21 protein-coding genes are annotated in these 24,192 nt (G+C 67.2%); 14 read left to right on the forward strand and 7 right to left on the reverse strand.

Annotated features, from left to right (window positions below; genetic code table 11):
- Nucleotides 1–2: 2 nt before the first annotated feature.
- From lepB to MF607_RS12815, 5 genes are read left to right on the forward strand one after another with little or no spacing between them, the layout of a single operon-like run.
- Entirely contained in the window at nt 3–959 is a 957-nt protein-coding gene (gene lepB / locus MF607_RS12795) for a signal peptidase I (protein WP_242119335.1), read from the forward strand.
- The gene (gene maiA, locus MF607_RS12800; RefSeq protein ID WP_242119337.1) at nt 956–1,594 is read left to right on the forward strand and encodes a maleylacetoacetate isomerase; all 639 of its coding nucleotides are present in this window, start codon (nt 956–958) and stop codon (nt 1,592–1,594) included. Before lepB ends, maiA begins: the two co-directional genes overlap by 4 nt.
- A 42-nt stretch (nt 1,595–1,636) precedes the next feature.
- Nucleotides 1,637–2,551, forward strand: coding sequence for a hypothetical protein (locus tag MF607_RS12805; protein ID WP_242119339.1), 915 nt, complete (start codon nt 1,637–1,639; stop codon nt 2,549–2,551).
- A complete protein-coding gene (locus MF607_RS12810) occupies nt 2,548–3,063 on the forward strand; it encodes a DUF2141 domain-containing protein (protein ID WP_242119341.1) in 516 nt (171 codons plus the stop codon). Before MF607_RS12805 ends, MF607_RS12810 begins: the two co-directional genes overlap by 4 nt.
- A 19-nt stretch (nt 3,064–3,082) precedes the next feature.
- Nucleotides 3,083–4,276 (forward strand): glycosyltransferase, encoded by a 1,194-nt coding sequence (locus tag MF607_RS12815; RefSeq protein ID WP_242119343.1) that lies wholly within the window; start codon nt 3,083–3,085, stop codon nt 4,274–4,276.
- A 19-nt stretch (nt 4,277–4,295) separates the two neighbouring features.
- On the opposite strand, the gene MF607_RS12820 is transcribed toward MF607_RS12815, so the two are convergent.
- A complete protein-coding gene (locus MF607_RS12820) occupies nt 4,296–5,081 on the reverse strand; it encodes an SDR family NAD(P)-dependent oxidoreductase (RefSeq protein WP_242119345.1) in 786 nt (261 codons plus the stop codon).
- Nucleotides 5,082–5,107: 26 nt separating this feature from the next.
- Complete coding sequence (locus MF607_RS12825) at nt 5,108–5,782, reverse strand: HAD-IA family hydrolase (RefSeq protein WP_242119347.1); 675 nt, start codon at nt 5,780–5,782, stop codon at nt 5,108–5,110.
- 62 nt (nt 5,783–5,844) lie between these two features.
- Between MF607_RS12825 and glmU the strand changes: the two genes are divergently transcribed.
- Nucleotides 5,845–7,209, forward strand: coding sequence for a bifunctional UDP-N-acetylglucosamine diphosphorylase/glucosamine-1-phosphate N-acetyltransferase GlmU (glmU, locus tag MF607_RS12830; protein ID WP_242119349.1), 1,365 nt, complete (start codon nt 5,845–5,847; stop codon nt 7,207–7,209).
- A gap of 26 nt (nt 7,210–7,235) precedes the next feature.
- Complete coding sequence (gene glmS, locus MF607_RS12835) at nt 7,236–9,059, forward strand: glutamine--fructose-6-phosphate transaminase (isomerizing) (RefSeq protein WP_242119352.1); 1,824 nt, start codon at nt 7,236–7,238, stop codon at nt 9,057–9,059.
- Nucleotides 9,060–9,206: 147 nt separating this feature from the next.
- On the opposite strand, the gene MF607_RS12840 is transcribed toward glmS, so the two are convergent.
- Both MF607_RS12840 and MF607_RS12845 read right to left on the reverse strand, forming a co-directional pair.
- Nucleotides 9,207–10,091 (reverse strand): glycosyltransferase family 2 protein, encoded by an 885-nt coding sequence (locus MF607_RS12840; protein WP_242119354.1) that lies wholly within the window; start codon nt 10,089–10,091, stop codon nt 9,207–9,209.
- A gap of 7 nt (nt 10,092–10,098) precedes the next feature.
- A complete protein-coding gene (locus tag MF607_RS12845; protein WP_242119356.1) occupies nt 10,099–11,121 on the reverse strand; it encodes a polysaccharide pyruvyl transferase family protein in 1,023 nt (340 codons plus the stop codon).
- Between the two features lie 280 nt (nt 11,122–11,401).
- Between MF607_RS12845 and MF607_RS12850 the strand changes: the two genes are divergently transcribed.
- Nucleotides 11,402–12,691, forward strand: a complete 1,290-nt coding sequence (locus tag MF607_RS12850; RefSeq protein ID WP_242119357.1) for a PQQ-dependent sugar dehydrogenase — start codon at nt 11,402–11,404, stop codon at nt 12,689–12,691.
- Nucleotides 12,692–12,815: 124 nt separating this feature from the next.
- On the opposite strand, the gene MF607_RS12855 is transcribed toward MF607_RS12850, so the two are convergent.
- Nucleotides 12,816–13,571: a DeoR/GlpR family DNA-binding transcription regulator gene (locus MF607_RS12855; protein ID WP_242119359.1), complete on the reverse strand. Its 756-nt coding sequence runs from the start codon at nt 13,569–13,571 to the stop codon at nt 12,816–12,818.
- Nucleotides 13,572–13,777: 206 nt separating this feature from the next.
- On the opposite strand from MF607_RS12855, the gene MF607_RS12860 reads away from it, so the two are divergent.
- The 4 genes from MF607_RS12860 (at nt 13,778) to MF607_RS12875 (ending at nt 18,982) form a co-directional block, all read left to right on the forward strand.
- Nucleotides 13,778–16,576, forward strand: coding sequence for a TonB-dependent receptor (locus tag MF607_RS12860; RefSeq protein WP_242119361.1), 2,799 nt, complete (start codon nt 13,778–13,780; stop codon nt 16,574–16,576).
- A gap of 252 nt (nt 16,577–16,828) precedes the next feature.
- Nucleotides 16,829–17,992, forward strand: coding sequence for a histidine-type phosphatase (locus tag MF607_RS12865; RefSeq protein ID WP_242119363.1), 1,164 nt, complete (start codon nt 16,829–16,831; stop codon nt 17,990–17,992).
- A 13-nt stretch (nt 17,993–18,005) separates the two neighbouring features.
- Entirely contained in the window at nt 18,006–18,539 is a 534-nt protein-coding gene (locus MF607_RS12870; RefSeq protein ID WP_242119365.1) for a gamma carbonic anhydrase family protein, read from the forward strand.
- The gene (locus MF607_RS12875; RefSeq protein ID WP_242119367.1) at nt 18,536–18,982 is read left to right on the forward strand and encodes a hypothetical protein; all 447 of its coding nucleotides are present in this window, start codon (nt 18,536–18,538) and stop codon (nt 18,980–18,982) included. The genes MF607_RS12870 and MF607_RS12875 overlap by 4 nt, the downstream gene beginning before the upstream one ends.
- A gap of 9 nt (nt 18,983–18,991) precedes the next feature.
- On the opposite strand, the gene MF607_RS12880 is transcribed toward MF607_RS12875, so the two are convergent.
- Nucleotides 18,992–20,485 carry a UxaA family hydrolase gene (locus tag MF607_RS12880; protein WP_242119369.1) on the reverse strand — a complete coding sequence of 498 codons (1,494 nt, stop codon included), beginning with the start codon at nt 20,483–20,485 and terminating at the stop codon, nt 18,992–18,994.
- A 65-nt stretch (nt 20,486–20,550) separates the two neighbouring features.
- On the opposite strand from MF607_RS12880, the gene uxaC reads away from it, so the two are divergent.
- The gene (uxaC, locus tag MF607_RS12885; RefSeq protein ID WP_242119372.1) at nt 20,551–21,960 is read left to right on the forward strand and encodes a glucuronate isomerase; all 1,410 of its coding nucleotides are present in this window, start codon (nt 20,551–20,553) and stop codon (nt 21,958–21,960) included.
- Entirely contained in the window at nt 21,957–23,372 is a 1,416-nt protein-coding gene (locus MF607_RS12890; protein ID WP_242119374.1) for a mannitol dehydrogenase family protein, read from the forward strand. Before uxaC ends, MF607_RS12890 begins: the two co-directional genes overlap by 4 nt.
- A gap of 253 nt (nt 23,373–23,625) precedes the next feature.
- On the opposite strand, the gene ogt is transcribed toward MF607_RS12890, so the two are convergent.
- Complete coding sequence (gene ogt / locus MF607_RS12895; RefSeq protein WP_242119376.1) at nt 23,626–24,192, reverse strand: methylated-DNA--[protein]-cysteine S-methyltransferase; 567 nt, start codon at nt 24,190–24,192, stop codon at nt 23,626–23,628.

The raw sequence follows: 24,192 nt of genomic DNA on the forward strand, positions 1-24,192 counted from the left end.
TGATGGCCGATCATCTGGCGCTGGAGAACGATGGAGTTCCCGCGTCGTCGCCGACCCCGGCGCCTGCCCACCGCCATCCGCCGCGGCGTGCGCGGCTCGACTGGAAGGGCGAATTGCGCGGGCTGTTCTGGCTGTTGCTGGTGGTGCTGGGCTTTCACAGCTTCATCGCCAAGCCCTTCTACATCCCGTCCGAATCGATGCTGCCGGGCTTGCGCGTCGGGGATCGGCTGGTGGTGAGCAAATATGCCTATGGCTGGTCGTTCGTGTCGCCGACCATCCCCAATCCGGTGGCGATGTTCCGCGACATCGTGCTGCATGAGCCGCAGGAAACGTGGAGCGTCCAGTTGCCGGCATGGCATGGCCGGCTGTGGGGGTCGATGCCCGAGCGTGGGGACGTGGTCATCGTCAAGCCGCCGGGCAGCAACACCGACCTGATCAAGCGCGTCATCGGCCTGCCGGGCGACCGGCTGGAGGTGGCGGGGGGCGTCGTCTACATCAACGACGTCGCCATTCCGCGCAAGGCGATGGGCGATGCGATGATCCCGGTTGACGCCAATACCCGCTGCGACGCCTATCAATATCCGGGCGCGCTGGTGCGGACCGACAAGGGCGCGTTCTGCCGCCTGCCGATGTATCGCGAGACGCTGCCGAACGGGCGGCAGTACGACACGATCGACCTCGGCTATTCGCAGGGCGACAATTTCGCGCCGATCGTGATCCCGGCCAACCATGTATTCCTGATGGGCGACAATCGCGACAACAGCGCCGACAGCCGCTTTTCCGAAGCCGAGCGTGGGCTGGGCGGGCCGGTGCCGTGGGAGAATATCGGCGGGCGTGCCGAATTCATCACCTTCTCGCTCGACGGCACGACCAGCCTGAACCCGGCGACATGGTTCAGCTCGTTCCGCAGCGGCCGCGCCGGCACGTCGCTGGTGCCGGCAGGCGGGAATGCGCAGTGAGCGACGTGACGCTGTACGACTATTTCCGGTCGTCGGCGGGTTATCGCGTACGCATCGCGCTGAACCTCAAGCGAGTCGCTTATGATCGCGTCGAGATTTCGCTGCTGAAGGGCGAACAGCGTGCGCCCGACCATCTGGCGCGCAACCGCCAGGGGCTCGTGCCCGCACTCGCCCTGCCCGACGGGACCGTGCTGACCCAGTCCCTGGCGATCCTCGACTGGCTCGACAGCGCCTATCCCGAACCGCGCCTGTTCCCCGCCGATCCGCTGGCGCGCGCGCAGGCGATGGCGCTGGCGCTGGTGATCGTCGCCGACATTCACCCGATCGACAATCTGCGCGTGCTACAGCGCCTTGAAAGCCAGTTCGGTGCCGATGCGGCGGCGAAGGCCGACTGGTATCGCCACTGGATCGCGCTGGGGCTCGACGCGCTGGAGGCGAGCGCGCCGGCGGACGGGTTTTTTGGCGGCGATGCGCCGGGAGTGGTCGATTGCTGCCTCGTGCCGCAACTCTACAATGTCCGGCGGTTCGACCTCGATCTGTCGCCATGGCCGCATCTGGTCGCGATCGACGCGCGAGCATCGGCACTGCCCGCCTTTGCGGATGCGCATCCCGACCGGGTGGCGCCCGCGGCATGATGCTGGCGAATGCCGGGCCATGCGCGTAGGACGTCGCGCGACATGGTAAGCGATACCGACGCCATACGGGCTGGTCCCGACCTTGCCGGGCTGGAGCCGCTCGAACGGTTCCGCCCCCGCTGGCCGCGCATCCTCGGCGCGGCGCTGTCGGGGCTGATGATCGTCGGGCTGGCGTGGGAGCTGTTCGACCACGGCTGGGCGGGGGTCGAACTGGCCGCACCGGATTCGCCGTGGTTCTACCTCTTCTTCGCGCTCGCCTATCTCTCCCCGCCGCTGTTTGATTTCATCATCTTCCGCGCGCTCTGGCGGCTGCCGTTCGACGGGTTCGGCGCGCTGGTGCGGAAGCGGATCGCGAACGATGTCGTGATCGGCTATTCGGGCGACGTGTTCTTCTATGCCTGGGCGCGTGCCCGGCTGAAGATGGTGACTGCGCCGTTCGGGGCGGTAAAGGACGTGACGATCCTGTCGGGCATCGCCGGTAATATCGTCACCGTCGGCATGCTCGCGGTGGCGCTCCCCTTCGCCTTCGAACTGTTCACCGCGCCGCAGCTCAGGATGCTGAGCTGGTCGGCGGCGGTCGCGGTCGGGATTTCGGGCGTGCTGCTACTGTTCTCGCGCCGGGTATTCTCGCTGCCCGCGCGGATGCTGGGCTGGATCTTCGGCGTCCACTGCCTGCGCCTCGTCCTCGGGTCGCTCGCCTTTGGTATCGCCAGCTATTTCGCCATGCCCTGGGTGTCGATCAAATGGTGGCTGTTCCTCGCCGCCGGGCGTCTCGTCGTGGCACGGCTGCCGCTGCTGCCGAACAAAGACCTTCTTTTCGCCAACTTCGCGATTATGTTCATCGGGCATGGCGAAGCCCTGTCCGACCTCGTCGCCTTCGTCGCGACGCTCACCTTGTTTACCCACGCGGTGTTGATGGCGGCATTCGGGCTTCCTGCGCTCGCAAGGAAAGAATGATGCAATTGCCTCTGACGCTGCTCGGTGCAGCGTTGCTCGTCGCGACGCCCGCCGCCGCGCAATCGATCGGCAGCGATGCCGCCGCCTGCAACAACGGGCAGGGGCCGGCGATCCGCGTCAACGTCGTGGGTCTGAAGGACCGCACCGGCCGGCTGAAGCTGGAACTGTACCCTGCGAACGAGGACGATTTCCTCAAAGACGATCGCGACCTGCGTGCCGAGGGCAAGTTCTTCCGCCGCGTCTGGGCCGACATGCCGGCATCGGGCGCGGTGCAGATGTGCATCCGCGCCCCGTCGCCCGGCCGCTATGCGCTGTTGTTCACCCATGACCGCGACGGGCGCAACAAGTTCAATTTCATGCGCGATGGCGCCGGCTTTCCGGGCGCGGGCAAGCTCGGGCGGGCGCGGCCGAAACTGGCGCAGGCGATCGTGACCGTGCCGGCGGGCGTGACGACGACGACGGTGCGCGCCCAGTATCTGCGCGGGCTGGGCGGTTTCGCCCCGCTCGGCTGACCCGGCCGATCGATCCCCGATGCGCGTCGTCGACGTCAACGAATTCTATTCGCCCACCGGCGGCGGGGTCCGTACCTATATCGATCACAAGATGACGATCATGGCCGAGCTGGGCCACGAACTGATCGTCATCGCGCCGGCAAAGCACAATGCGGTCGAGGAACGCCCCGGCGGCGGGCGCATCCACTGGGTGAAGGCGCCGACACTGGTGCTCGACCCGAATTACGGCATCTTCGTACGCGGCGGCGCGATTCACGCGCTGCTCGACGAACTCCATCCCGATGTGGTCGAGGCATCGAGCCCGTGGCGCCCCGCGACCATCGTCGCCGACTGGCCGGGCCATGCGGTGAAGGTCTATTTCGCGCATAACGACAATGTCGGTGCCTATCCGCTGCGCTGGTTCGAACGGCTGGCCAGCCGCGAGCGGATCGAGGAGGCGTTCATGTGGTGGACGCGCTACATGGCGCGCTACCTCGCCAAGATGGACGCGTTCGTCACCAACGGCCCGGCGCTGGAAAAGCGCCATGCCGCGCGCGGGCTGACGGTGCATGCGTCGATGCCGCTCGGCATCCAGCGCGGCTTCTTCTCACCCGAGCATCGCGACGAACAGTTGCGCGCGTCGCTGCTCGAACAACTCGGCCTCCCGCCCGAGGGGCATTTGCTACTCGGGCTGGGGCGGCACCATGCCGAGAAACGCTGGCCGATGATCTTCGACGCGGTCGAGATGGCGGGCGACCATATGGCGGTCGGCATGATCCAGATCGGCAGCGGCGTGCATACCCGCCGGCTCGAACACCGGCTGAAGAACAGCCCGCATATCAAGCTGTTCCGCCCGGTCTACGACCGGGTGCGGCTGGCGCGGATCATGGCCAGTTGCGACGCGCTGATCCACGGCTCCGATGCCGAACCCTTCGGGCTGGTCGGGCTGGAAGGGCTGGCATCGGGCCTGCCGTTGATCGTGCCCGACGAAGGCGGCTGTGCCGAGATCGCCGAGCCGGACTTCGCCGAAACCTATGCCGCGCGCGATCCCCGTTCGGCGGCGGACGCGATCGGACGCATGTTCGCGCGCGACTATGATGTGGTCAAGGCGGCGGCGAATGCAGCGGCGGCGCGAGTCAGGACCGACCGCGATCACGCGGTCGACCTGATGCACTATTACGAAGGATTGGTGGCGGAGAAGGCGCAGCGTTACCCTGAATGGTTCGCCCGGTAACCCCGCACGGGGCGGCGCGTCAGTTCCGGTATCGGTCGGCCACCGTGTCGCGCGACGCGTTGGGCGCGATCTTCGCCTCCGCCGCCTCCAGCGCTTCCCAATCCGCGACGTCGGGCAGCGACGGGATACACACCGCCTCGCCCAGTTCCAGCCCGCGCAGCGATGCGACGACCAGATCGTCGGGCTCCATCACCCGTTCGGGCGGGAAATCGTCGATGCTCTTGCCCGCGACATGGTGGAAATCGGTGGCGGTTACGCCGGGGATCAGCAACTGGATGCGGATGTTCAACGCCTTCGCCTCGACCTGCATCACGCGGGTATAATAGGCGACATAGGCCTTGGTCGCGCCATAGCCGGCATAGCCCGGCATCTTGGTGAACAGCGTGCCCGAGCCGACATTGATGATCGTGCCCTGGCCCGTGCGCTTCATCCCGGCCATCGCGGCATCGGCCAGCCGGCTGAAGGCGACGACGTTCAGCAACAGCATATCGGTCATGTCGTCGCGATCGCCCTCGCCGACCTTGCCCATCGCGGCGAAGCCGGCATTGTTGACGAACAGCGCGACCGGTTCCCCCGCCTCCAGCCGTTCCTCGACCACGTCGAGGTCGTCCGGGTCGGCGAGGTCGGCGACGATCACCTCGATGTCGATACCGTGTTCGGCCGACAGCTGTTCGGCGAGGTCGCGCAACCGATCCTCGCGCCGGGCGACGATGACGAGGTCGTGGCCGGTACGGGCAAGGTGATGCGCGAAGCTGAGGCCGATACCGGACGATGCGCCGGTGATGAGGGCGACGGGGCGGGGCATGGCAATTCCTAGACTGGAGTAGGGGGTCAGGCGGCCAAACGCGCGAGTGTCGGAATCAGTTCGTCATAGTGGTCGATCACCGCGTCCGCGCCCAGTTCCGCCACCGGCTGCATCATGAACCCGAACGAACAGGCGACCGACGGAATGCCGGCATTGCGCGCCGCATCGATATCGAAATGCGAATCGCCGACGAACGCCGCGCGTCCGCCGCCGCAGCGTTCGATCATCGCGTCGATCGGCGCGCGGCTCGGCTTCGACTTGCCCGGCCCCAGCGTGTCGCCGCCGAGAATGCAGGCGAAACGCCGTGTCAGGTCGAGTTCGTCCAGCAGCCGCCGCGCCAGCGCCTCCAGCTTGTTGGTCACGATCGCGACCTTCACGCCGCCCGCTTCCAGGGCGTCGAGTGCCGCCACGGCACCCGGGAAGGGCCGCGAATGGACCGCGATATGCGCTTCATAATAATCGAGCAGCAGCCGGTTCAGCCGGTTCAGCTCGGCCTCGTCGCAGCCGCCGGTCGCCTCCATCCCCTGGCGCAGCATGTGCTTCGCGCCGCCGCCGATCATCGGGATCACCTGTTCGCGGGTCAGCGACGGGCGCCCGGCATCGGCCAGCGCGTGATTTACGGCATCGGTCAGGTCGCCACTGGTGTCGACGAACGTCCCGTCGAGATCGAAACCGACGATAGCGAATGAAATCTCTGTCATCTGGTCCGCTTTGGCGCGCGCGATATGGAATTGGCAAGGGTCGTATGCCAAGGAGCGCATCCATGAACGCGCAACCGATCGCCGCCGTGATCCTCGCCGCCGGGCAGGGCACGCGCATGAAGTCGTCGAAGCACAAGGTGCTGCACCCGCTCGCCGGGCAGCCGATGCTGTTCCATCTGCTCGACAGCCTCGACGCCGCCGGCATCTCGCGCCGCGTCGTGATCGTCGGCGCGGTCGGCGAACAGGTCGAGGCGGCGGTCGCGGGGCGCGGCGTCGAGATTGCGTGGCAGCGCGAACAGCTCGGCACCGCCCATGCCGCGTTGCAGGCGCGCGAGACGCTGGCCGATCATGACGGCATCGTCATCGTCTGTTTCGGCGATACGCCGCTGCTGTCGGCCGATACCGTCGCGCGGCTGGCCGCGCGGCTCGATGCGCCCGATGCACCGGCGGTCGCCGTTCTCGGCTTCCGCCCCGCCGATGCCGCCGCTTATGGCCGGATCATCGCCGACGATGCCGGCAACATCGCCAAGATGGTCGAGTATAAGGACGCCTCGGCGGACGAACGCGCGGTCGGCCTGTGCAACAGCGGCGTGACCGCGGTGCACAGCCGCGACCTGTGGGCGCTGCTCGACCGGGTCGGCAACGCCAATGCGGCGGGCGAATATTATCTGCCCGACATCGTCATGTTGGCGATCGCCGACGGGCGCGGCGCGGTGGTGATCGAAACGGCTGCGGATGAAGTGGCCGGCATCAACAGCCGCGCCGAACTGGCGGTGGTCGAGGGCGCGTGGCAGGCGAAGCGGCGTAGCCAGGCGATGGCCGACGGCGTCACGCTGATCGCTCCCGACACCGTATTTTTCGCACACGACACGCGGCTCGGCCGCGACGTGACGATCGAGCCGAACGTCGTGTTCGGCCCCGGCGTGACCATCGCCGACAATGTGACCATCCACGCCTTCAGCCATCTCGAAGGCGCGACGGTCGCGTCGAAGGCAGATGTCGGTCCCTATGCCCGCCTGCGCCCCGGCGCGGCGCTGGGGGAGGGCAGCCGTGTCGGCAATTTCGTCGAGGTGAAGAACACGACGCTGGGCGTGGGGGCCAAGGCCAATCACCTGACCTATCTCGGCGACGCGACCGTGGGGGCGAACGTCAATATCGGCGCGGGCACCATCACCTGCAATTATGACGGCTATCTCAAATACCGGACCGTGATCGGCGAGGGTGCCTTTATCGGATCGAATAGTGCCTTGGTCGCGCCGGTAAAAATCGGCGACGGCGCGCTGGTCGCCGCCGGGTCGACCGTGACCCGCGATGTCGAGGCCGACGCGCTGGTGCTGGTCCGGCCCGAGCGCGCCGTCCACCCCGGCTGGGCCAAGCGCTTCCGCGCCAAACAGGCGGCGATCAAGGCCGCCAAGTCGAAGAAATAAGCGGGCATCCCGCCGGAGAGACGATCATGTGTGGAATTGTTGGCATCATCGGCACCGACAGCGTCGCCGACCGGCTGCTCGACGGGCTGAAGCGCCTCGAATATCGCGGCTATGACTCGGCGGGCATCGCCACCGTCGAGGGCGCGGCGATCGAGCGTCGCCGCGCGTCGGGCAAGTTGAAGAACCTCGCCGCCGAACTGGCCGACCATCCGCTGCCCGGCCATGTCGGCATCGCCCATACCCGTTGGGCGACGCATGGCGGACCGACCACCAACAATGCGCACCCGCATGCGACCGACGAGGTCGCGGTCGTCCACAACGGCATCATCGAGAATTTCAAGCCGTTGCGCGACGAACTGACCGGACGCGGCCGGGTCTTCACCAGCGAGACCGATACCGAGGTCGTCGCGCATCTGGTCAGCGAACAGGTCGAGGCGGGGCTGTCCCCGGCCGATGCGGTCAAGGCGATCCTGCCGCGCCTGCACGGCGCCTTCGCGCTCGCCATCCTGTTTCGCCAGCACCCCGATCTGCTGATCGGTGCGCGGCTCGGCTCGCCGCTGGTCGTCGGCTATGGCGACGATGAGGTCTATCTCGGCTCCGACGCGCTGGCGCTCGCCCCGCTGACCCAGCGCATCGCCTATCTGGAGGAAGGCGACTGGGTCGTCTGCACGAAGGGCGGGACCGAGATTTTCGATCGCGACAACAATCCCGTCGATCGCCCGGTCACGCTGTCGGGGGTCACCGGCGCGCTGATCGACAAGGGCAATCACCGCCACTTCATGCAGAAGGAGATTTACGAGCAGCCGATCGTCGTCGCCCAGACGCTGCGCGGCTATCTCCAGCGCTTCGAAGGGCGCGTGTCGCTGCCCATCCCCGACTTCGATCTGTCGGGGATCAAGCGCGTCACCATCGTCGCCTGCGGCACCAGCTTTTATGCCGGCATGGTCGCCAAATACTGGTTCGAACAATTCGCCCGCGTGCCGGTCGATTTGGACGTCGCCTCCGAGTTCCGCTACCGCGCGCCGGTGATGGAGGAGGGCGGACTCGCCCTGTTCATCAGCCAGTCGGGCGAGACCGCCGACACGCTCGCCGCCCTGCGTCATGCCAAGAGCGAGGGGCAGACCATCGCCGTGGTCGTCAACGTGCCGACCAGCACCATGGCGCGTGAGGCCGACCTGTTGCTGCCGACCCATGCCGGGCCGGAAATCGGTGTCGCCTCGACCAAGGCGTTCACCTGCCAGCTTGCGGTCCTCGCGGCACTCGCCGCCAATCTCGCCAAGGCCAAGGGGCGGCTCTCCGAGGCCGAGGAACGCAGCATCGTCCGTCATCTGGCCGAGGCGCCCGCGTCGATCAACGGTGCGCTCGCCTATGACGAATCGATCGAAGCCATGGCCGGCGTGATCGCGGCGGCGCGCGACGTACTGTATCTGGGGCGCGGCACCGATTATCCGCTGGCGCTGGAAGGCGCGCTGAAGCTGAAGGAAATCAGCTATATCCATGCCGAGGGCTATGCCGCCGGCGAGATGAAGCACGGCCCGATCGCACTGATCGACGAATCCGTGCCGGTGATCGTCATCGCCCCGTCGGGGCCGCTGTTCGACAAGACCGTCAGCAACATGCAGGAAGTGCAGGCGCGCGGCGGCAAGGTCGTGCTGATCTCCGACTATGACGGCATCCAGGCGGCGGGCGAGAACTGCATCGCCACCATCACCATGCCCAAGGTCCACCCGCTGATCGCGCCGATCGTCTATGCGGTGCCGGTGCAGTTGCTGGCGTACCATGTCGCGGTCGCCAAGGGGACCGACGTCGATCAGCCGCGCAATCTGGCGAAGAGCGTCACGGTGGAGTGACGCAAAATCCTCCCCGGCACGGGGAGGTGGACCAGCGAAGCTGGTGGAGGGGGGTGTCCGCTTGCGGCGAGGCTGCGTTTGCCGCCACCCCCCTCCACCACCGCTACGCGGTGGTCCCCCTCCCCGTGCCGGGGAGGAGTTAAGGCGTCATCTCTTGTGCCGAAAATAGGCCGCGAAGCCGCGCACCTGATGCTTCAGCTTCAACAGGTCGCGATTCTTGATCAGGTCGTGCTCCGACCTGCCCAGCACGTCGCGTAGCGCGGCGCGCAGGCTCATCAGCATCCAGCCGCGCACCCGCTTCTGCCGCAGATGCTTGGCGTACAGCGCGCCATTGCCGAAGCCATAGCCGCGATACATTTTCCGCGCTGCGTCCAGCCCGCGCCGGCCATGATAATGATCCACGCGGAAGGTCGGATCGTACAGGATCGGAATGCCCAGATCCTGCGCGCGCACCAGATAATCGGTGTCGTCCGAGCCGATGAACGCCGCGCCCGCGCCGAAGCGTTCGTCGAACTTCCCGATCCGCTCGGCGACCGACCGCTGCATGGTGAAGTTCGCGCCGATGATGAAGCCGCTCGGCATCGCCGTCGGTCCCAGTTCGGCCGGATTGGGCGCGCGCTTGGTGGTGAAGGGAATGTCGCGCGGATCGCCGAGGCCGACCATGCCGCCGCGGATCACCTCGCGCGGGTCCCTGGCATAGGCGGCGCGGACATGGTCGAAATAATCGGGTTCCAGCGTGCAGTCGTCGTCGGTCATGACGATGATCCGCCCGCGCGCCGCCGCCAGCCCGGCATTGCGCGCGCACGACAGCCCGCGCCGTTCCTCGACCACGATCCGCACCGGTACCGATTGCTGCGCGGCCCAGCCTTCCATCACCTGCTGCGTGTCGTCGGTCGACCCGTTATTGACTAGGACGACCTCGACCGACTGCTCCGCCCGCCCGACCGCGATACCAAGCGCGTCGAGCGCCAGCGGCAATTGCGTGGCACGGTTCAGCGTGCAGATGATGACACTGAATTCGGGGTCGGTCATGGCGCCCTCAGTTTCCGACTTGGTTCAGAAGCTCGACGGCCTGCGGTGCCGACGTCGCCTGACGCGCGACGCGCAGTTCCTTGGTCCATGCATCGGCATAGCGGCCGATCTTGCCGTAGGAGTTGTCGAGATAGACGTGCGGGATGTCGAGCAGCGTACACATGATGTGCCCATGCAGCCGGTCGGTGATGACCTTGCGACCGTCGCTCAGGACGCGCGCGCCGCGATCGAACCGCTGGTTGGCAAGATAGTTGAAGACCGAGACCTGCCGCTTGCTCTTCGTCACCGCCCCGGTCGCGATCGCGCGGAGATTGGCGAAGCGCCGCTGCCACGTCCGCGACTTGGGCGATTCCGCCCGCCAGTCGGCTTCGCGCGCATTCGGGATGCTCCGAAGCGTACTGGCGTCGAGGTTCACCTTTTCCTTGTCGGTGCGCAGCAGCATGACGACGTCGTGGCTCGGGCTGACCGGGCGCGGCAGCAGCCCGATGCCGAACGCCGCATCGGGAACCAGCGTCGGGGCGAGGCCGAGCCGTTCCTGTGCAAAGGTCACGCTGTGGCGATCGCGCACCATCAGGTGGAAATCGGGATGCGCGCCGAAGGAGTCGATGCACTGCTGGATGGCGGCATCGTCCTGAAACTGGATCGATTGCGGTGCCTGTACCAGCCGCCGGTCGGTGAAGATGCGGGCCATCTTCTCGCGGAACTGCTGGTGGCGCGGCCATACGTCGCCGAAATTGCCGCCACCATGCAGGAAGATCGGTCCCGTGGGCGCGGCGCGGCGCAGCGCGTCGGCGTCGAAGCGGGCAAGGCTCGCCACATAGCTCGGATCGCGACCGGTCAGTTCGCGCAGGACGGACAATTCGCCGAGATAGATCGCGCTGTCGCCGACATTGCCATGATCGGGGAAGTCGATGATCGCATAGGGCTGGCCCCGGCTGACATGCTTGCCGAATTCGGTCAGGAGCAATGCGCGTTGTGCCGCGATGACGCTTTCCGCCGAACGCGAGGTCTCGTTACCGTGTCCGCCCATACGTCCCCCATGATGTATAAGGCGCGCATGATCGGGTTCGGCCAAAGAGTCAATTGAACAAGCAATCACGATTAATCCACAAACGGGAAGCAGCGATGCTGCGCGGCTTTTCCGCCCGCCTGGAACCGGGCGATATTTGCCCGCGACAAAAGATTGTTCTTCGAAACCGATCACCGTTGCGCGTGCGCGGTGCGGAGCGGGGGAGGAATCCTGCCGTACCGATCGCGTATCTTTTCGTTGCTGACGGACCCCATGCGGGCGCGCTGCGGTTGTCGCGGCGATGACAGCATGGGGAAATGCGATGAAGGTCCGCAATTGGGGCGCGGTGGCGCTCGTGTTGGTGTCGAACGCAGCGCTGGCGCAGGCGCCGCAGAAAGCCATTCCGGGCCTGAAGGAAACCGATCCGCCCTATGCGACCGAATCGGTGGTCAACCATCCGGTCACGATCGGCTGGCCCGAAGGCCGGACCCCCACCGCCCCGCGCGGATGGCAGATCGTCAAATTCGCCGGCGGCCTCGACTATCCGCGGCAGGCGCTGCTGCTCCCCAATGGCGACGTGCTGGTGTCGGAAGCGCGCACGCTGCCCAAGCTCGACGCCGATCCCGAGGTCGCGCGCGGGCAGGCGCTGTCGAAGACCACCGGCTTCAGCGCCAACCGCATCACGTTGCTGCGCGACGCGAACCGCGACGGCGTGGCCGAACAGCGCTTCGTCCTGCGCGAGGGGCTGAACCAGCCGTTCGGGATGCAATATGTCGGCGGGCGGCTGTACGTCGCCAATACCGATGCGGTGGTCAGCTTCCCCTATCAACTGGGCGCGACCAGCATCACGGCGCCCCCACGCACCCATGTCACGCTGCCGGCGGGCGGGTACAACAACCACTGGACCCGCAATCTGCTGGCCAGCCCCGACGGGCGCACGCTCTATGTCTCGGTCGGGTCGGCGTCGAATGTCGGTGAATATGGCATGGACGAGGAAAAGCGTCGTGCCGCGATCCTCGCCATCGACCTGTCGACCGGGCGCGAGCGGCTCTACGCCTCGGGCCTGCGCAATCCGGTCGGCATGGATTTCGTTCCCGGCACCTCGACCTTGTGGACGGCGGTCAACGAGCGCGACGAGATCGGCGACGACATCTCGCCCGACTATCTGGTCGGCGTGCGCGAGGGCGGTTTCTATGGCTGGCCGTACAGCTATTACGGCAAGCAGGACCCGCGCCATGCCAATGAGAAGCGTGAATTGCTGAGCACTACGTTGCTGCCCGACGTCGCGGTCGGCGCCCATGCCGCCGCGCTCGGCATCGGTTTCGCCAAGCAGGGGGCGCCCACCGCCTTCGTCGCGCGGCATGGGTCGTGGAACCGGTCGAGCTTCAGCGGCTATGACGTGCTTGCCGTCCCCTTCGCCAATGGCCGCCCGACCGGCGAGCCGCAGCCGTTCCTGACCGGCTTCGTTGCGGATGAAAAGAAGGGTACCGTCCATGGTCGCCCGGTCAGCATCCAGACGCGGGCCGATGGTGCGATCTTCGTCGTCGACGATGCCGGCGACACGGTGTGGATGGTGCGCCGGACGGGGTAGCGGGGCGAAGCCCTGTCAGCGCAAACGTCGCCCCAGCGAAGGCTGGCGCCTTTCGCGGCTCCTGCCCCGCGCTATCACCAGGAGATCCCAGCCTGCGCTGGGATGACTTCCGCAGTGGCGGCGTTCACGCCACGATCCACTCCACCCCGGCCGTCACCGCCGCATAGCACGCATCGCATGCCCGGTCGCTGACGATCCGGTCGACCTCGGCGAACGAAGCGACCGCCACCACGCTCGCCCGGTCGAATTTCGACGCGTCGACCGCGATCGTCACCCGCCGCGACTGGCCGATCATCTGCCGGCAGACTTCGCCCTCGCCGATATGATAGTCGGTGAAGCCGGAATGGGTGTCGACCGACTCGGTCGATACGATCGCCATGCCCGGCCGGAACTGTGCCAGATAGGCCCGCGCCGTCGCGTCGAAGAAGGCGCGATAGCGATCGTCCAGCTCGCCCCCCGCCAGATACAGTCGGTTGCCGTTGCGCCCGCCCAGTTCGGCGGCGACGCCCAGCGCGTTGGTGACCACGGTCAGGTCGCGCTTGCCCTTCAGCGCCTGCGCGATGTGGAACGCGGTCGAACTGGCGTCGAGATAGAGCGATTCACCGTCCTCGACCACTTGCGCGACGGCGGCGGCGATGCGCTGTTTCGCGGCGGCGTTGCGGTGCAGCCGCGCCTCGAACGGCCCTTCCTCGACCGATTTGGCGAGGCGCGCGCCGCCATGGATGCGCTCGATCAGCCCGTCCGCCTCCAGCAGCCGCAATTCGCGCCGGACGGTTTCGTCGGATACGGCGAGGATGCTTGCCAGCCCATGGATGCCCATCGCCTCGCCCTGGCGCAGCAGATCGAGGATGTCCTGGCGGCGGTCGCGGCGTTTCATCATAGGCGCGCAGCATATCGCGCAATGCGTCGATCGCAATCGGTCGGCGACGAAATCAACACAATCTCATCATCCGCTTTGGATTTCATGGCCATTGCATCGCCGAAACCCTCAACATCATGACCATCTGTAACAAATTATACGCAATGGCCGCCTAAGCGCGCCACCGAACGGGGAAGAACCCCGCATCCGATCCAAAGGGGAAATCCATGTCGTCCTTCTCGACGCTGCCGGCACGCCGGTGGCGCGCCTCCGCGCTCGCCCTGTCCGGCGCTGTCACCACCCTTGCCGTGGCGGCGTTGCTGCCCGCCTCCGCCCGCGCGCAGGACGTGCCCGCCGCCGAACCGCAGACTGCCAGCGAATCGCTGACCGACGACATCGTCGTCAACGGTCGGCGCCAGCGGACCGCGCTGAACGAGGAACAGGCCGCGATCGCGACGATCGACATCGTCACCACGGGCGACGTCGCCATCCATTCGCAGACCGGCATCGCCGACCTTGCCAAGATGCTGCCCGGCGTATCGGTCAGCCGCGACCAGGGCCGCAACCAGAGCGCGACCGGCGAAGCGCAGTTCGTGACGATCCGCGGCTTCGACACCGGCTACAACGCCTATACGCTGGACGGCCTGCGTCTGCCGCAGACCTCGGGCAACAACCGGGCCATCTCGCTCAACCTGTTCTCGCCGTTCGCGATCGGCGCGATCGTGACCGACAAGACGCCGGGCGCGGCCAAGGATGCCGACAGCATCGCCGGCATCGTCGACCTGCGTACCCCGACCGCGTTCGATTTCGCGCAGAGCTTCACCCGCGCCCGCGTGCTGGGCCAGGTCGCCGGTCTCGCGCTCGACCGCGAACAGGAAGCGTTCGGCGGCGCGATCGGCCTCGACGCCGCGCGCCGCTTCGGCAGCGACGGCCAGTTCGGCGTCTATCTCGCCGGCTATTACGAGGAACGCGGCAACGCCGCCGAATCGACCGCCGTCCAGAACGACTACAAGACCACCAATTTCGATGTCGGCACCCCGCGCGCCAATGCGAATGCGCTGTCGGCCGACGGCGTGCAGTGGAATTTCTACAACAACAAGATCAAGCGCTATGGCGCGACCGGATCATTCGACTTCCGCGGCGACGCGATCGAGTTGTTCGCGCGCGTCAACTATGCGACCTATCTGAACACCAACACGATGAACCAGACGGGGCTTCGCAACGAAGTCACCAGCGGCCAGTCGAGCGGCAATCCGCTGCGCACCCTCGCCAATGGCAGCACGACCCGCGCCTACAACGCGGCGGGCGTCTACACGCCGCAGGGCGTGAACCCGGCCAGCTATTTCCGCACCGAGGATATCGAACAGGAACTCTTCTCAGCCCAAGTGGGTGCGAAGGCGCATTGGAACGGTTTCACTGCCGCGCTGCAGGGCGCCTATGCCGATGGGCGCTTCGACCAGCCGACCCGGATCGAGGCGGCGTTCCGCGGCATCGCCTATAACGGTACCGCCACCAACACCGGTGCCGCGACCGAGGGCGTCGTCGTCGACCTGTCCGATCCGAAATCGCCGCGCCCGGTGCTGTCGGCGGGGGCCACCCGCTATGTGTCGTCGCTCGACCGCCCGACCCAGATCTATGTCCAGCGCGGCTATGACTATCTGAGCGAAACCAAGAAGACGCTGAAGGGCAGCATCGGCTGGAGCGGCGACAGTGTCCTGTCGTCGGTCGAAGTCGGCGGCCTGTACGAGGATGCGGACCGCAGCGGCCGCAGCCTCGCCCCCGACAATACCCGCTATCGCTTCCTCACCCCGCTCCAGAGCGGCACGGTGCAGGGGCCGTCGATCAACCAGTATCTGGGCTATGTCCTTACCGACTTCCTCGATTACTATCCGGCGCGCCCGATCAAGGTGCTCTCGCGCGCGCAGCTCGACGCGCAGGTTCGCGGCTATGTCGACCCGATGGTCATTGCGGCGAATACGTTGAATGCCGGGCTGCTGAGCGGCAACGAACAGCGCAAGGCGCTGTACGGCACCGCGACCGTGAAGTTCGGCAATCTGGAAGTGATGCCGGGCGTCCGCTACGAGGATAATGGCTTCAACGCGCGCTATTTCCTGAACGACGCGGACGGTACGCGCTTCGTCAACGCCGGTCGCGACTACGACCATCTCGACCCCAGCCTTCTCGCCGCGTGGAAGCCCAGCGACCGGATCACCGTGCGCGCCGCCGCCCGTTCGAGCTATGCCCGCCCGGCATTCGACCTGCTCGCCGGACCGACCCGCATCACGCGCGATCCGGGCCGCAACAACGCGATCATCGCGATCAGCCAGCCCAATCCCGACCTGAAGCCGGTACAGGCATGGAGCTATGATGCGGGCGTCGACTTCCAGGCCGGCGTCGGCCGCTATTTCCAGTTCGCCGCCTATTACAAGGACCTGTCGAATTTCGTGGTGACCACCGCGACGCGGACGGCGGGCGAGACGATCGACGGCATCGTCTATACCCGCCCGATCAACGGCGGCGGCGGCACGGCGAAGGGCGTCGAGGCATCGGGCCGTTTCACCGTCGGCGACATGGTCGACAGCAGCTTCCTCGGCAATTTCGGTGTGGGCGGGAACATCACCTATCAGCAGACCGAGGCGAGCTATGTCATCCCGCTGAACGGCGTGCGCACCACCCGCACCAGCGCGCTGCCGCAGGCACCGGACCTGATCTACAACGCCGACGTGTTCTATGCCGGCGGCGGGTTCCGAACGAACCTGTGGTACAATTATACCGGCCGCATCCTCGCGGCGGTGCAGGACAGCCAGCCCGACATCTATGTCCAGCCGGTCGGCGAACTGAACTTCGGTGCGGCCTATGAGGTGACCGACAATCTTGAAATCGGCGTGTCGGCCCGCAACCTGCTCGACCAGTACACCTATTGGGCGACGGTGGGGAAGGGCGAGACGTACATCTCGAACGACCGTAACGGCGGTTATCTGAAGACCGGCCGCGTGTTCCAGTTCAGCCTGACGATGAAGATGTGAGGCGCGGGCGGGGGGCATCGTAGTGCGCCACCCCGCTTCTACCTCTTCGTCATCCCGGCGCAGGCCGGGATCTCCCCGTTGCGAGACCGCGCGCCTCGCCGCGAGAGGCCCCAGCCTTCGCCGGGGCGACGGGTATGACAACTACCGTACCCCCGGCGCAGGCGGGGGTCCAGGGCGGCAGGCGGTTTCGGTCGTGGCTCTGGACCCCCGCCTGCGCGGGGGTCCGGACCTATCGAACCATTAGGACCAACCATGCGTCTCGCTCTCCTACTGACCGCCGCCCTGCTGGCCCCGCAACCGGCCGCCGCCCGCGACACGCTCGACCGCGTCGTCGTGCTGATGCGCCACGGCGTCCGCGCGCCGATCGCCGGCGAGGCGCCCGCCGATACCAAGGTCGATGGCCAGTGGCCCGCATGGCCGGTCGCGCCCGAAGTCCTCACCCCGCACGGCGCGCAGGCGATCGCGCAACTCGCCCGTTACGACCGCCGCTGGTTGCCCAGCAAAGCCTGCCCGACCCCCGGCAGCGTCCGCATCTGGACCAACACCGCCGAACGCACCATCGCCACCGGTCGCGCCTATGCCGATGCGCTCGCCCCCGGATGCGCCCTGCCGGTCGGGCATAACCCCGATGGCAGGGTCGATCCGCTGTTCGAACCGCTCCGCGCCGGCGCGACTGGCTTCGACGCGGACAAAGCGGTGGTGGCGATCACCGCCTATACCGGCGGCGTCGATGCACTGACCGCGCGCCATGCCGATGCGATCCGTACCCTCGACCGCGTGCTCGGCTGTGGTTTGCCCGCCGGCTGCTCGACCCCCGGACCCGCGACGCTGAAACCCGGCCGCGACGGACGCGGCATCGACTTTACCGGCCCGATCCGATCGACCTCGGGCACTGCACAGGTGATCCTGCTGCAATATGCCGAGGGGATGCCGATGCCGCAGGTCGGCTTCGGCCGCGCCGATGCCGCGACGATCCGCCGGATCGGCACGCTCCACGCCGCGCTATTCGACGTCTTCACCCGCTCGCCGTACATGGCCGCGCATCAGGCGGGGCCGCTCGGGCATCACATGCTGGCGACGCTGATGGCGGCAACGGCGCCGCGCCTCGAAATGCTGATAGGCCATGACACCAACGTCACTGCGCTCGGCGCGGCGCTCGGCGTCGATCTCGACGCGCCGGGCTTTGCGCGGAACGACGTCGCCCCCGGCGGTGCGATCATTCTCAAGCGCTGGCGGGGGCGCAAGGAGCCGTACGTGACCCTTTCCTACCGCGTACAGCCGCTGGACGCGATCCGATCGGACGCGGCGACGGTGGTCGAAACCCCGCTTGCCATTCCAGGCTGCGGTACGCGCTGCCCGCTCGACCGCTTCGACACGCTGCTGCGCGCAAGGCTCGCTCCCGTCGTGACGGAGTGATACTCTGCGCGTCATGCCCTGCTACGCCCTCGCCGATGCCGTCCCCGATCTTGCCTCCGACAGCTGGGTTGCGCCGTCCGCCGATGTGATCGGCGCGGTACGGCTGGGGGTGGGGGCCAGCATCTGGTTCGGCGCGGTGGTGCGGGCCGACAATGGCGCGATCGTCATCGGCGACCGCACCAACATACAGGACGGCGCGGTCCTCCACAGCGACCCCGGCGCACCGCTGACGCTGGGGCAGGACTGCACGATCGGCCATCGCGCGGTGCTGCACGGCTGCACGATCGGCGACCGCGTGCTGATCGGCATGGGTGCGACCGTCCTCAACCACGCGGTCATCGCCGACGATTGCGTGGTCGGCGCTGGTGCCTTGGTGACCGAGGGCAAGACGTTTCCCCCGGGAAGCCTCATCGTCGGTGCCCCGGCGCGGGCAGTGAAGACGCTGACCGACGAGCAGCTTGCCGGGCTCAAACTGTCGGCGGCGGTCTATGTCGAGAAGGCGAAGCGCTATCGGGACGACTTGCAACCAGTGAACGATTCTTCGTGACCCATCTTCGGCTTGCACCGCTGGCATGGGGGATCGTCGGGGGCATGTCGGCGCTGACGTCGGTAGCAGCCTCGGCCCAGCCGCGCGCGGCAACGCATATCCCCGCCTCACCGCCACCCGTCATCGACCCGCTTCCCGGTCCGTTCATCGTCGGTTTCGATTTCGACGGAACGCTCAACGAAACTGCCGAGGGCATCATCGCCAATGCCGCCCGATCGTGGATGGTCGACGGGTTGGACAGCTATTCGATCTGCTATCAACCCGGCGCGGACGAACGTACGCAACGAAGCGGGTTCACCGCTCTTCAGAGCGTAGCCCGACGACTGAAGGTCCATGGGGCCAAGGCGGTTGTTACAGTGTCCGGTGGCCAATGCCCTGCCGATTGGTCCGCCAAAAGTGCGCCACTGCCCTACGTCTATATCATGGGTGCGGTCCGGCTGTGAGCGGCGCGGCTACAGCGTAACCCCCGATTTCCAGATCCCGATCGCGCGTTCCTCGTTCACCTCGTTGCGCGCCGGCTCGCCGGACGCCACCGCGACGATCTTCGCAAGCAGGGCATCCGCCGCCGCGTCCTGCCCGTCGTCCAGCACCCTACTCGCATCGAAATCGATCCAGCCCGCCTTGCGCGTCGCGAGGTCGCGATTGGTCGCGATCTTCATCGTCGGCACCGGCGACCCGAGCGGCGTGCCGCGTCCGGTCGAGAACAGGGTGATCGTCGCGCCCGCCGCCGCCAGCGCGGTCGTCGACACCGCATCGTTGCCAGGCCCGTCGACCACCGACAGCCCGGGCGTACGCACCGGCTCGCCATAGTCCAGCACGTCGCTGACCGGGGCGAGGCCGCCCTTCTGCACCGCGCCCAGCGACTTTTCCTCCAGCGTGGTGATCCCGCCCGCGATATTGCCGGGGCTGGGATTCTCCGACACCGGCTCGCCATGGTCGAGGAAATAGCGTTTGAAGCGGTTGGTCACCTCGACCAGCCGGTCGAACACGGCTTCGTCGGCACAGCGCGCCATCAGCATCCGTTCCGCGCCGAAGATTTCCGGGATTTCGGTCATAAGCACCGTGCCGCCTGCTGCTGCGACGCGGTCGGTCATCCGCCCGATCAGCGGATTGGCGGTCAGCCCCGACATCGAATCCGATCCCCCGCACTTCACGCCCAGGCGCAGCGCCGACAGCGGCACCGCCTGACGCTTCGCCGCCGCCGCTTCGGCCAGTTCGTCGACCGCCGCCATCGCCTCGGCAAATTCGTCGGCGCTGGCTTGTGCCCGCACCGTCCGCACCCGCGCCAGTACATCGGCCGGCAATCGCGCCAGCATCGCATCCAACTGGTTCGATTCGCATCCCAGGCCGAGCAGCAGCACGCCCCCCGCATTGGGATTGCACGCCAGCGCCGCCAGGATCGCGCTCGTCCGGTTGAGATCGTCCCCAAGTTGCGAACAGCCGAACGGATGGTTGAACGCATGGACGCCGTCGATCCGCCCGGCATGGCGCGGCCCCGCCTGTATCGCGATCCGCTCGCCCAGCCGCCCGACGCAGCCGACCGTCGGCAACACCCAGATTTCGTTGCGCGTCCCCACGCTGCCATCGGTGCGGACATAGCCGGCAAAGCCCGGCTCGCTGCGTGCCGCCGGGGCGGGCGGCAGGGCGGGGGCGTAGCGATACGCGTCCTCGCCGGCCAATGCCGTCGCGACATTGTGGACATGGACATGCTCGCCCGCCGCGATGGTGGCGCGCGCAATGCCGATCGGGCTGCGATAGCGTCGCACCGGCGCACCCGCCGCGACGGCACGCACTGCGATCTTGTGCCCGACCGGAATGTCGCCAAGCGCCACCACCTGCTCGTCATCGACCGCCACCACGCCCCCCGCCGCAACGGGATCGAGCAACAGGGCGACGTCGTCGTCGCGATCGACGCGCACGGCGCGGGCGGGGGAAACATCGAGCATGGGCACGGAAATAGGGCATTGCCACCGCTGGCACAATCCACCAAGGGGCAGGAAAGGAGATGCCGATGCCCGCCTTGCTGCTGAACCCCGATCGCCTGTTCCCGGCCGATCCGACGACGCGCGGGATCGCGCGCGAACTCTATGCCGCCGTTTGTGACCTGCCGATCGTCAGCCCGCACGGCCATACCGACCCGTCGTGGTTCGCGACCAACCGCCCCTGGACCAACGCGACCGAGTTGCTGCTGTCGCCCGACCACTATATCTTCCGCATGCTGTACAGCCAGGGCATCGCGCTCGACGATCTTGCCGTGCCGCGTCGCGACGGGACGATCGTCGCCGATCCGCGCAAGGCGTGGGGGGTGTTCGCCGCCAACCAGCATCTGTTCCGCGGCACGCCGTCGCGGCTGTGGCTCGATCATGTGTTCGGCGCGGTGTTCGGGTTCGACGAAGCGCTGACCGCCGCCAACGCCGACACCTATTACGACCGGATCGGCGAACTGCTCGCGACCGACGCCTATCGCCCGCGCGCGCTGTTCGAACGTTTCGGTATCGAACTGATCGCCACGACCGAAGGTGCCGACGATCCGCTCGACCATCACCGCGCGATCCGCGCCAGCGGCTGGAGCGGGCGCGTCGTCACCGCCTATCGCCCCGACGCGGTGATCGACTGCGAACACGAAGCCTTCCGCCCGGCCCTCGACAAATTCGCCGAACTGACCGGCGAGGACGTGGCAAGCTGGACCGGCTATCTGAACGCGCACCGTAAACGCCGGCAGGACTTCATCGCCGCTGGCGCGACGTCGAGCGATCACGGCCACCCGACCGCCCGCACCGCCAACCTCTCGGCGTCGGAATCCGAAGCGCTGTTCGCCAAGGTCATCGCCGGCACCGCCGACGCCACCGACGCCGAGCTGTTCCGCGCGCAGATGCTGACCGAAATGGCGCGCATGTCGATCGACGACGGGCTGGTGATGCAGATCCACCCCGGATCGTTCCGCAACCATAATCGCGGCCTGTTCGAAGCGTTCGGCCGCGACAAGGGCGCCGACATCCCGACCCGCACCGATTATGTCGCTGCACTGAAACCAATGCTCGACGTGGTCGGCACCTCGACCGAACTGACGATCATCCTCTTCACGCTCGACGAATCGACCTATGCCCGCGAACTGGCGCCGCTGGCGGGCCATTATCCGTGCCTGAAGCTCGGCCCCGCATGGTGGTTCCACGATTCGCCGGAGGGGATGCGCCGCTTCCGCGAGATGACGACCGAGACGGCGGGCTTCTACAACACCGTCGGCTTCAACGACGACACCCGCGCCTTCCTGTCGATCCCGGCTCGCCACGATGTCGCCCGCCGCGTCGACTGCGCCTTCCTCGCCCGGCTGGTCGCCGAACACCGGCTGGACGAAGCCGAGGCGCACGACGTCGCGCACGACCTGACCTATGGCCTCGTCAAGAAGGCGTACAAGCTGTGATCCTCTCCAACGCCACCCTTGCCGACCTGCCCGCCACGGTCGCGCGCGCCGATTACGACCGCACGACGCTGACCCCCGGCATCGTCCATATCGGCCCCGGCGCGTTCCATCGCGCGCATCAGGCGGCCTATGTCGACAGCATTTTGCGCCACGACCCACGTTGGGCGATCAGCGCGGTCGCGCTCAATTCGACCGGGGTCGCCGATGCGCTGCGGCCGCAGGACGGGCTCTATACGCTGGCGCTGCTCGACCGCGCGACCAGCTACCGCGTGATCGGATCCATCACCGAATTGCTGACCGCGCAGCGCCGCGACGCGATCCTGTCGCGCATCGCCGCGCCGGCCACCCGGCTGGTCACCACCACCGTTACGGAGAAGGGCTATCACCTCGACGGCAGCGGCGCGCTCGACATGGAGCATCCGGCGATCGTCCGCGAACTGACCGGGGCCGAACCGTCGACGCTGTCGGGCTGGCTGGTCGCCGGCCTCGCCGCGCGCCGGGCGGCCGGGGGCGGCGCGATCACGCTGCTGTCGTGCGACAATCTGGCGGATAATGGCCACCGCTTCCGCCGCTCGGTCCGCGACCTTGCCGCCGCGCGCGATCCCGACCTTGCGGCTTGGATCGACGATAACGTCCGCTTCCCATCGACCATGGTCGATTCGATCACGCCTGCGACCGACGATGCGCTCAGGGCATCGGTTCGCGCTGCCACCGGCCTCGACGACGCGTGGCCGATCCAGCGCGAAGGCTTCGCGCAATGGGTGATCGAGGATGACTTTGCCGGCGAGCGCCCGCCGCTCGATTTGGCCGGGGTCCAGTTCACCCGCGACGTCCGCGGTTTCGAAAACGCGAAACTACGTTTGCTCAACGGCGCCCATTCGACGCTCGCCTATGTCGGGTTGCTGATGGGCCTCGCCACCGTTCGCGACGCGATGGCATGCCAGCCGCTCGCCGACTTTGCCGAGCGGCTGATGCGGCAGGATATCGCACCGTCGATCCGGCCGCCCGCCGAAATGGACCTGTCGGCCTATATCGACGCGGTACTGGCGCGCTTCGCCAATCCGGCGATCGCGCACCAGTTGGCGCAGATCGCGTGGGACGGTTCGCAAAAGCTGCCCTATCGCCTGTGCGACACCATCCGCGACGCGCGCGCGGCGGGACGTCCGGTCGACCGGCTGGCGGTGCCGATTGCCGCATGGTTCCGCTTCCTCGAACTGCGCAAGATGAGCGGCGAAAAGCTGATCGACCCGCGCGCCGAGGCATTGCTGGCGCGTGCCGGGCAGCCGGCGGCGTTGCTGGCGATGCGCGACGTGTTCGGCGATCTCGGCGAGGATGCGGTGTTCGTCGCGGCAGTCGAGCGGGCCTATGCCGCGCTGGCGCCGGGTGAGGATCTGGCGGCGGCCTTGGTCTGATCGGTGGGTTGGTTCACGCGAAGGCGCGGAGACGCGAAGAGAAGAAGGTAGATTTCGCGCAGAGGCGCAGAGGGTTGTGCTCGGTGCGACGTCCCCCGCGTCAGCGGCTTCACGCTCTGCTGCCAAGGGCGATACGGTCTCCCGATCATTAGCCGATCGCCCGGAACGCAACCCCTCTGCGCCTCCGCGCCTCTGCGCGAAAAATCACTCCTCCCTTCTTCGCGTCTCGGCGCCTTCGCGTGAACCGAAAATCCTAAGCCAACCCAACCCCCTCATGCGCCAGCAACCACCGCTTGCGCTCCAGCCCGCCGCCATAGCCGGTCAGTTCCCCCGACCGTCCGATGATCCGGTGGCACGGCACGACGATCGCGATCGGGTTCGACCCATTGGCAAGGCCCACCGCGCGAACCGCGCTCGGCCGCCCGATCGCGGCGGCGATGTCGGCATAGGCCACCGTCCGCCCCGGCCCGACCGCGCGCAAGGTCTGCCACACCGCCCGCTGGAAATCCGTTCCCCCAGTCGCAGTCGGCAGACCATCGATCGCCGATACGTCGCCCGCGAAATAGGCGGTCATCGCCCGCATCGCGTCGCTGGTCCGCACCGCCGGCACGACCCGCCACCCGCCCGGCCCGTAATGCAGCCGCAGCAACCGCTCCATCCGCGCGCCGAAATCCTCGAACTCCAGCACGCGCAATACCCCGTCGCCATCGGTCAGGATGGTGATCGTCCCGACCGGACTGGGCAGCAGCTCTTCGTACAGCGTCATCATGCCCGGCAACCTGCCGCCGCGCGCAACCGACTGCCAGCGGAAACCGGACAT

This window comes from Sphingomonas lacusdianchii, from assembly GCF_022664395.1.
Classification (GTDB): domain Bacteria; phylum Pseudomonadota; class Alphaproteobacteria; order Sphingomonadales; family Sphingomonadaceae; genus Sphingomonas; species Sphingomonas lacusdianchii.